This is a genomic window from Pedobacter humicola, assembly GCF_056490705.1.
Genome location: NZ_JBWJIG010000014.1, coordinates 149,415 through 159,795, shown reverse-complemented (window position 1 = coordinate 159,795; position 10,381 = coordinate 149,415). Strand labels below are relative to the sequence as shown.

The following is a 10,381-nucleotide window of genomic DNA, read 5'->3' as shown; positions in this document are numbered from 1 at the left end:
ACTACCGTGGCCTTTTCCATTTCAAATAAACCTATCAGGTTTAAAATTTATTTCTGGTAAACCCTAACATAATCTACTTCCATTCTGTTTGGGAATTTAGTATCGTTTAACGCCCCTCCGTTCATACCGCCCATGGCCAGATCGAAAAGGATATAGTGTGGCTGTTTAAAAGGATGAAAATCTGAGCCATCATCATTTTTAAGATCGCTTAATAGCGTTTTGTTCAAAAGCATTCCATCTACAAATAAGCTGATGGCTTCGCTGTCCCAGTCCATACGCCATATATGAAATGCTGCAGCCCATTTTTCCCCACCCAACTCGCTTACCGCTTTGGTATTGCTAAACCATTTTGGCTTCTTATTGACTCCTAAACTCGCAATATTGGCCAGCAATTTACCTTTGTAATATTCCATGATGTCGATTTCTCCATTTGCAGGCCATCGGCCTTTTAAGCCCAATGTCCAGAAAGCGGGCCAGAGACCGTCAGAAATATCGATCTTTCCTCTCATTTCGAACCGGCCATATTGCCAGCTTTGCAAACCTCTGGAAATTAAACAGGCAGAGGTATATTCGATGTTTTTTGCTTTTTTGCGCCAGTCGCTACTTCCTTCAACGTATAGTGGATTAGGTTTTTCTTCCTTTCTGGCTTCAATAATCAGCATACCGTCTTTACAGAAAGCATTTTGGGGCTGGTACCATTGCAGCTCTTCATTCCGCACAAAACCTTTTTCATAATCCCAATTGGCAGGGTTTGGCATTCCGTCTTGATCAAATTCATCACTCCAAACCAGTTTATAACCTTCAGTAGAATAGGTATCAGAAAAGTTCTTTTCTTTTTTTATGGCGCAGGATGGTGTAAACGCAGCGATTAACATCATTAAAAAAAACCAGGTTCTATTTTTCATTGGATTACTTATTGATCAACTAATTTAGCAATATTCTCTAACCGAAAATTATCTAAGCGTCAGGATTAAAAGTCATTGATGGCCATTAACGATCTTAGCCATAATTAAGCGGGCTATAAACAAACGCTCCGAAGCTTGCAAGGTCCGGAGCGCTGAATTAATCCGACTAACCAGAATAGGCTAATAACCTGGATTTTGCTCTAAAAGCGCATCTTTATTTAACTGTATTTCTGTTAATGGAATTGGTAAAAGAAGATTTTTCGACGTTAAGCCTTTTAAAGGTTTTGCGGCATCGTTACTGTTTAAATTAATGGCGCGATCAACCAAAGTCCCTGTACGCATTAAAGTCATTCTCCTGTTTTCTTCACCGATCAATTCACGGGCACGTTCATCCAATATAAAATTGAGGTTGATATCGGCAGGCTGTACCTGTCCACGGGTTGGATAATCAGCAAATGCTCTTTTCCTAAGTTCGTTTATTGATGCTGCCGCATCACTCAGTTTCCCTTGTTTAAACTGGGCTTCCGCAAGCAATAAATAAGTTTCACCCAAGCGCATCAGAATGAAATCCTTAATCATCGCAAAACCAAAAGTATCGTTAGGATCGAATTGATTCCATTTGGTAATGGAAGGATTGATTTTAAACAAAGTATCAGGTCCGGTATAAGGAATAATCTGTCCAAATTTGGCATTTGTAGGGTCGTTATAATAAAATCTTCGCTTTACATTGTATTGAGAGTTACGGATATCACCAGGTTTGTATAAACTATACAAGAACCAATTGCTCAACCTCAATCTTGATAAACCCCTGCCACCTAAAGAATCGGCCAAAACCATTCCCTGAATGGCATAATAACCTGTTCCCCATACTCTTCTTTGCTGAGGGTTATTGGTAATACCACCTACAACGCTCGATGGATTTTCCTGTTCTAATGTCCAGATGACCTCTCTGTTGTTTTGAGAACGGCGCTGGTTGCCATATACAAACAGATCTGAATAATAATCACCCGGAAGGCCCGTTTTAACCCCAAACCTGGCTTTGTTTAAACTAAATTTACCACTGTTGATAATACCCAACGCCTGTTGTTCGGCCAGGTCATTTTTACCCGCCCTCAGGTATACTTCGGCAAGGAGTTGCATGGCCATAAATTTATTTGCCCTGCCGTACATTTTACCTTTTGTATTTGACTTAACGGCTTCGATATCCGGTAAATTCGCCACGGCAAAAAGAAGATCATTTACAATAAAGTCGTTTATCTCATTAAGCGGTGCACGTACAAAATCGGTTTTAGGTGCGGTAAGTGCATTTTTGATCAAAGGAACCCTGCCATAAAGTGTAGCCAGGGTATTATAAGCAAAAGCCCTGAAAAATTTGGCCTCGGCGTCTATTGCTGCTTTTCCTTTTGCGCTGATCGCGGTTACGGCGGGATTTTCTATCCCGTCTATGATTACATTAGAAAGATTAATCAGGATATAATTCCTGTTCCACATATAAGCTGCTGCTCCATCTGTAGCGGTTAACTGTGTATAATCGTAATAAGGAACTTCAACGCCCTGCTGGTTTGTTGTTGCATTGGCCACATCGGTACCCACTTGCCAAACACTTGGCCAGCCTTGCTGATCGGCATAAGAATAAATGGTGCTTACATGATTGTATAGCCCCACTAAGGAGGCTTCAAAGCCTAGCGAATCATTTAAAGTAATGGGTGTATAACTCGAATAAGGTTTTTCATCCAGGAAAGCTTTCTTGCAGGAAGAATAAAACATTAATGCAACTGCAAGAAAAGAAAACAGTATATATTTTAATTTTTTCATGATCTTTTTTTTTTAGAGATAATTATTTTAAAGAAATATTTGCTCCAAACACAAAAGAGCGTGTTAAAGGATAATTATTGGCCCATTCTCCTGATCCGCGGGGCGCGTAATCATTTTCAGGGTCCCATCCTATCCAATCGGTAAAGGTGTACAGGTTTCTACCGCTGGCGTAAAGGGTTAAACTGCCCAGGTGTAGTTTTTCCATCATTTTTGGAGAGAAAACATAACTTACCGTTACATCTTTTATCCGGGTATAACTTGCATTTGATGCATATCCATAGCCTCTGGTATTGTTATAAGACAATGCCGGCCGTGTGGTACTTGGATTACTTGCCGTCCAATAACCAATTTCAGCAGGTGTATTTCTTCTACCGGTTTCATCACCATAATTTAAATCGGTATTGTTTCTGGTGATACCTTGTGCTGTTTGGATAAATACGCTTAGGTTCCAGTTTTTATAGTGAAAAGTATTAGTTAAACCTCCGGTCCATTTTGGGGCACGCTGACCAATGATTTCACGGTCTTTATCTGCGGTGATTACTCCATCACCATTAAGATCCGCAAATTTTAAGTCGCCAGGTTTTGCTCCGGGATCTTGTTTTGAAGCATCTTCACCAGTTTGCCAAACACCCGTCATTCTGTAATCATAAACTACATTGATCGGCTGCCCAATAAACCATCTGTTCCCTAAATCATCTTTTCCATCTCCGTACAGATCAACGATCTTATTTTTGTTCGCACTGAAATTGGCAGAAGTTTCCCATCTAAAATCACCTTTGGCAATGTTTTTAGTATTAAGGGTTAACTCAATACCCTTATTTTCAACTTTACCCAGGTTATCGAGGATTCTCGAATAACCCGTTATAATCGGCAAACTTCTGTTTAACAATAAATCTTTGGTTTTACCACTGTATACATCTATTGTACCATTCACACGATCGCTCAACAAGGAGAAATCGACACCTAAGTTGGCCGTGGTGGTACTTTCCCAGTGGAGGTTGGCATTTCCTAAATTACTTGGGGCAACGCCAATGGTGCTTAAACCGTTAAATGGCGAACGCAATGCACCTTCTGTAGTAATGGTTTGATATACACTAACAGCCTCATTCCCCGTTTTACCATAAGAACCTCGTAACTTCAGGTTATTTACAAATGAAATATTTTTCATAAAGTTTTCTCTGCTGATGTTCCATCCCGCGGCTACTGAAGGGAAAATACCATATTTGGTGGTATTGGCACCGAATACGGATGATCCATCGCGCCTTGCGGTTGCAGTAAATAAATAACGGCTGTCGTACGAATAGTTAACCCTTACCATTTGCGAATTTAAGCGATACTGATCAGCATAAGAATCGCTGGTTTGTGTTGCTCCTGCACTTAATTTATTGTAAGAAAGTTCATCATTCACGAATCCTACAGCTCCAGCGGTTGTATTGGTATATTTCCTTTGTTGGGCACTGTATAAACCAGTAAAATCGAAATGATGTTTCTGAATATCTTTTGTATAGGTTAACAGGTTTTCGATGGTGTAACTATTGGTTTGCGCATAAAAGGTTCTTGCAGTGCCCAGCATATCATTGGCCTTTCTACCGGTATATCCCGCGGTATTTTCAGGAAAGAAAGTATAACCCCCATTTAAACGGTATTTCAAACCCTTTAAAACTCCTGAGAATTTAACTTCCGCATAACCGTTTCCGTTAAGATTGGTACTTCTGCTGATACGATCAGTGACTAAACCCAGTAAAGGATTGGTATATAGCTGTTCAGGATCCATTGGGTAAATTTTATACTCCCCTTTATCATTGTAAACAGGTGCATAAGGACTCATTGCCGTAGCAAAAAGTAAATTTGCCCTGCCCCCGTCGTAATTGTTTCCGGTAAAGAATAATGATGTACCCACGGTTAAATAATTGGTAATGTTAACATCCAAATTAGACCTTAAACTTGTTCTGTTATATTGATAGCCTTTTATAGGTCCTTTTTGATCTAAATATCCAGCTGAAATAAAATATTTAACATCTGGGCTGCCACCTGAAATACTTAAATTATGGTCCTGCATCACACCAGTTTGTGTAACTTCTTTTACCCAATCGGTAGTTACGCCTGCATTGTAATTAACCAGTTCGCCAAAATTCGGAACCGGGCTAGTTTGTGTTTGACCCGTTTGCTTTAAATAATCGGCATATTTTTGAAGATACTCAGCGCCCGATCTTGGCTCTAGAATATGTGCAATGTTTTCTACGCCTGCATAAGCATTATACCTGATGCTGGGTTTGCCTGTGTTTCCTCGTTTGGTGGTAACGAGTATAACACCATTAGACCCATTAGTACCATAAATAGCGGTAGATGATGCATCTTTTAAAATCTCTACCGAGGCAATATCGTTAGGATTGATATCGTTAAGTGATCCGCCTGTTTTGCTCAATGGCACTCCATCTACCACAACAAACGGACCCGTACCTGCTGTGATCGAATTTTGACCACGGATAGATGCTGCTGGCTGGCTGCCCGGCACTGACGAGCCGCTGGTAATATTTACCCCGGCTACAGCCCCCTGAATGGCTTGTAAAACATTGGTAACGGGAAGTTGCGACAAACGTTCTTTTGGAACAGATGCCACTGCACCGGTAATATCAGAACGTTTTTGCGTACCATAACCAACCACCACTACATCTTCTAAGTTTTTACCTATATCGTTGGCAAGAGTAATAATCAGTTGGGTTTGGTTACTGATCAAAACTGTATTGGTTACATAACCAATAAAAGTAACAACCAAACTTTCCCCTTTTTGGGCCGATATTTTAAAATTCCCATTGTTATCACTGGCAACAACCTGAGTTGTTCCTTTAACACTAATGGAAGCGCCTGGAATAGGATTGCCCTGGCTGTCTTTTACTTTTCCTGAAATGGAAATTTGAGCATTTGTTTGCGCCATGGCATTTTTTGATTTACCTAATGATAAGATTAGAGCAAACAAAAATATGACTGCACACTTAGATGTGACTAGTAGTTTTCTTTTCATTTTTTTGGTTATTTGGTTAGTTAATATTGAATCACTCTTGAAGATTCAAAATGGCATGTAGAAAAATATCTGCTAGATACTAATCCGACCGGATGTGTAAATTATACATGAATAAGGATGATTGATTACAACAAATTAACCACATAAAAACCCGATGATTGAGGGGCAATACGGTAATAAATAGGGGTTAAATTGTTATTTTTAGTTAAACTTTAGCCTTTAACCCCTGTTTTTGAAATTTTTAAACGTTTATTCTACGTTTATTTTTTTGTTGTGTTTAAGATTGGCTGATCGATCGCCTTTAAAACATTTTGATCAGGTTTGATCAGTTCTAAAACGGAAATATCATTTTTTCCTTTTTTTAACCATTCTTGAGGAACATATAAGGTTTGTTGCGGACCAATTGCCCAGTACTTTCCTAAGTTGTGGCCGTTAACCCAAACCACTCCTTTGCCCCAATCGCTCATGTCTAAATAGGTATCGGCAACAGTTGTAATCTGAAAAGATCCTTTTTGTAAAGTCGGCCCGTTTCCTTTTGCATTTGATGGTGTGGCAACGGTAATTCGATCATTGTTAAAGGGGAAGCCATACATCGACCAGTTTTTAATCTTACTCCCGGCGAAGCTTACCTGTTCGGTAATTCCTTTTTTGTTTTCCAATAAATACTTACCAAAATTTATCCTGCCCATATTTTCGACAAAAATATCAAGCTGTATATCTCCGGCTGGAAGATCTATCGCCAAGGTGTTCTGGTTAAGCCTGCGGTCTAAAATCCCCGCCCTTTTCCGATTGATAAAAATCAGCGCATAATCCCGAAGTTGTTTTATCTGCAACTCACCTTTTTTTCCTCCCTTAATGGTAGTACGGTATAATACATAACCATAATCCTGGCGAAGATCTTCGAAGGTTAGCGGATTAATGTTTTTAACCACTCTTGGAAGTGCATTAAACAGGGCTACTTTGCTGGTCAATTTAAAAGGTGCTATAACAATGCTTGGTTTAGCGGCGGGAATTGGAGGTAAACTTTGCCCTACCGGAAGATATTTTTCAATCACACCTCTGAAAGCCCTGAATTTTTCGGTTGCGTTGCCTGCTTCATTTAGAGGTGCATCATAATCATAGCTGCTCGTTTGTGGCTCGTAAGGAGAAATATCTTTATAATTGGCTCCATTCATAAAATCGCGGGTGGTACCGCCGTGAAACATGTACATGTTGATGGACATCCCCGCGGCCAAAACTGAATCTAATTTTCCGGTGTACTGTGAAGCAGGAACCGTATGGTGTGCTGTTCCCCACCAATCAAACCATGCCGGATACCATTCTGCAATAAAATATGGCCCTTTACCGTTGTGGTTCTCATTTACCAACTGTTTGATTTTTGCAGGATTATCGACTCCGTTCACGGCTGGCAGTAAACCTGCCAAATGTCCGTCTTTAACATCTGCCGCAGGATCGCAGGTATATAATAGTCCATCAAAACCAGCTTCGATAAACATTTTTCTGTTCACATCTAAGTAGTTTTTATCTGCAGCATAAGAACCGTATTCGTTTTCTACCTGTACCATGATGATGTTACCCCCATGGTTGATCTGCAGGGGCGCTAGTTGTTTGCCTACCTCCAGGATATATTTTTTATACTCATCCAGGTATTGTTTTTCTGTACTTCTGACTACAAGGCCTTTTTCGGTTTGTAACCAGTATGGATAGCCGCCAAATTCCCATTCGGCACAAACGTAAGGACTTGGCCTTAAGATGACCCAAAGCCCCTCCTGCTGCGCAATTCTCACGAATTCGGCGATATTATTATTGCCAGAAAAATCAAATTTACCTTTTTGTGGTTCGTGCAAATTCCAGAAAACATAAGTACCAATGGTATTTAGTCCCATGGCTTTGGCCATTTTCATCCTGGCACGCCAGGCCTCTTTTGGAACGCGCGGATAATGGAGTTCTCCGGAAATAATCTGAAAAGGTTTGTCATCCAACAGGAAATTATGATCTCCTAATTTAAAGCTGTGTTTGGCTTGCTGCCCAAATGCCGATAGGGAGAAACATATCGCCGCCAGCCATACTAATCGTGTTTTCATTTTTAACTTTTTTTGAGATGATTGGAATTTTCAGGCAAAAGGAATCCCTTTTGCGCATTTATGCGCAATCCATCATCGGGGTTTATATAAAATCGTGGTTTTTCTTCTACTTTTTAAACACGTTCAGATCCCATTCGTCTGTCCAGTTTATCGAAATCTTATCATTCTCGAATTTGATCGGCAACCACAAGTAGCGACCATCAATCGCATTTTTGGGTTCCCATTTATCAGCCATAAAAATGAACTGACCTTTTTTTCCCGGGGCAGGCAAAACATGTGTACTTTGGCCGCCGTAGGTTAATTTAGCCCCTTCACCCTGACAAGGGTTCCCCATGTATGTCCAGGGGCCCCAGATGGAATTTGATTTGAACCATCTTGCCGGATTTGGTGCCCAACCGGTACAACCTGAGCCAATCATATAATAAACTCCATTCTTCTTGAATAAAGCCGGTGCTTCTGTTTGTTGTCCGACGTAAATACGGATGAATTTTCCGGTATGCCCTAAATAATCGGGCGTTAATTCGGCTAAATGCAGCGTAAAATTTTCTTCAGAAGAAAATACATGGTAAGCTTTTCCATCATCATCTACAAAAACGGTCATATCTCTTGCCATCTGTCCGCCGGCTAAGTCTCTACAGAAAAAACCATCACTTTTATTGGCCGGTTTTTCACAGTTCACCTGATCTTGCTCAGGTGTTCCCTCAGTATAAAAAGGCATTTTACCGGCATTTGGACGATAACTTTTGATAAAAGTGTATGGTCCGGTTGGGCGATCGGCCACTGCAACGCCCGATCGTGCTGCTGCATAACCTTTACCCAAAAGCTCCAGGTGAAACCACATTACAAACTTTTTGGTTTTCTTGTTGTATACCACTTTCGGGCGTTCCAGGATGGAACCCCTGGCGATATCACTTTTTAAATCTTCGGAAACCGGAAGCGCAATGCCCTCATCTTTCCAGTTGTATAAATCTTTTGACGAATAGCAATGCACGCCAACCTGTGCACTATTTCCTTTTTCACCTGCTATTTTATGTTCCCCGAACCAGTAATAGCTTCCTTTATACTCCACAATACCACCTCCATGTGCGTTAATATGAACACCTTTATCATCCTTCCAAATTTTACCCGGGTTAAAAGAAGTGTATGCCTGCTGTGCCGAAACGTAGCTGTTTAGCAGTAAACTAAAGGCGATAAATCCTAAAACAAAACTGATTCTCTTGTTCATCATTTTAATCAATAATTTTTAAAGTTATAAAGACGGTAATTTAACCAACTATTTATTTATACAGGAATCTGTACGCTCATTTATTTCAAACTTGCACTATGGTCGTTTTCGAAATTTTCGCCGCTCCAGATCTTTTGTGCACTCCATTTCTCTGCCGGATTTGCCCAAAAAGGATCGGTTTCTGATAGTCCTAATGGTAAAAAGATATTGGAAGCGATATAAGGACTACCCTGGTTATTGTAAAAATCACCAAGATTGGGCTGATCGCCATACAAGCCAATGGTTAACCAACCGTTTTTATAAGTAGTAGGGCTCTCTAAAGTTTTTCTGATTACAGCGGTTAAGGCACAGCGTACCTGAGCAGGACTCAACTGTTTTGGCAACGCATTTCTCAAGGCCATATCCGCGAGATGGTGAAATGCAGCACCGCGATAAATAATAGAGCGGCCCGTTGCAGGATAAGTTCCATCAGCATTGATCAATCTTTCCTGAATAATGGCATAACGTTCGTTACGCTTTTTAATCTTCTCAAACATGTCTTTATAACTGTTCGTTTTTGTGCCGATGATATTCGATAAAGTTGCCAAATAAGGATGGATCACATAACTGTTGTAATAATCAAAAGCGAAAGAGGTTCCATCGGTATACATGCCATCTCCAGTGTACCATTGTTCCATTTGCTGTAGTGCATAATCAACACGCATTGGATCCCAGCTATAACCGAATTTAGCCAGAAAAGCTTCATTCATTGCCGAAAACAATAACCAGTTCGAAAAAACAGGTTTGAATCTTCTGGTTGTAACAATAGATTGCATCATCAGTTCCTGATTTTTCTTATCAAGGTTTTCCCACAACCACGGTGCACGCACCAAGGCAAGCGCTACATAAGAAGCATCTACCAGCTGCTGTCCACCGATATCAAAATTCATGAAATCTTTCGCGTTAGAGTCCAGTGCATTTTTTAGCCCCTGGATCGCCCATTCGCGATACTGTTTCCGCAAGGCCACCTCTTCTGCCGAACCGCCTTCTAACTGTAACCATGGGGCAATTCCACTTAATACCCTGCCTAAAACCTCTACATATTGTACTTTAATGCGGTGTTCTTTGTTGTCGATATGGATAGACGTCACTTTTGGCATGGCAATTTTTAAACTGTCCTTAGCCAGGTTATACAAAACGGGCTTCACCATTTTATCCATTTGTTGCAACCAAAACTGTCTATCGGTTAAAACAATGTTTTTAGTCCTCCCGGTTTTCTTTTGGGCAAATGCAGTCCCACCAATCAAAACAATCAGTAGTCCTGTAATGCAAATATGCTTTAGTTTCATTT

6 protein-coding genes are annotated in these 10,381 nt (G+C 40.4%); all 6 read right to left on the bottom strand.

Annotated elements, in window-relative coordinates:
• Positions 1-47: 47 nt before the first annotated feature.
• Positions 48-905 carry a glycoside hydrolase family 16 protein gene (locus tag AC04Q1_RS20350; protein WP_478366403.1) on the bottom strand — a complete coding sequence of 286 codons (858 nt, stop codon included), beginning with the start codon at positions 903-905 and terminating at the stop codon, positions 48-50.
• Between the two features lie 180 nt (positions 906-1,085).
• Positions 1,086-2,720: a RagB/SusD family nutrient uptake outer membrane protein gene (locus AC04Q1_RS20345; RefSeq protein WP_478366402.1), complete on the bottom strand. Its 1,635-nt coding sequence runs from the start codon at positions 2,718-2,720 to the stop codon at positions 1,086-1,088.
• Positions 2,721-2,742: 22 nt separating this feature from the next.
• Positions 2,743-5,655 carry a SusC/RagA family TonB-linked outer membrane protein gene (locus AC04Q1_RS20340; protein ID WP_478366401.1) on the bottom strand — a complete coding sequence of 971 codons (2,913 nt, stop codon included), beginning with the start codon at positions 5,653-5,655 and terminating at the stop codon, positions 2,743-2,745.
• A gap of 347 nt (positions 5,656-6,002) precedes the next feature.
• Entirely contained in the window at positions 6,003-7,826 is a 1,824-nt protein-coding gene (locus AC04Q1_RS20335) for a glycoside hydrolase family 35 protein (RefSeq protein ID WP_478366400.1), read from the bottom strand.
• A 106-nt stretch (positions 7,827-7,932) separates the two neighbouring features.
• The gene (locus AC04Q1_RS20330) at positions 7,933-9,054 is read right to left on the bottom strand and encodes a glycoside hydrolase family 43 protein (protein WP_478366399.1); all 1,122 of its coding nucleotides are present in this window, start codon (positions 9,052-9,054) and stop codon (positions 7,933-7,935) included.
• A 77-nt stretch (positions 9,055-9,131) separates the two neighbouring features.
• Positions 9,132-10,379, bottom strand: coding sequence for a DUF2264 domain-containing protein (locus AC04Q1_RS20325; RefSeq protein ID WP_478366398.1), 1,248 nt, complete (start codon positions 10,377-10,379; stop codon positions 9,132-9,134).
• Positions 10,380-10,381: the final 2 nt, after the last annotated feature.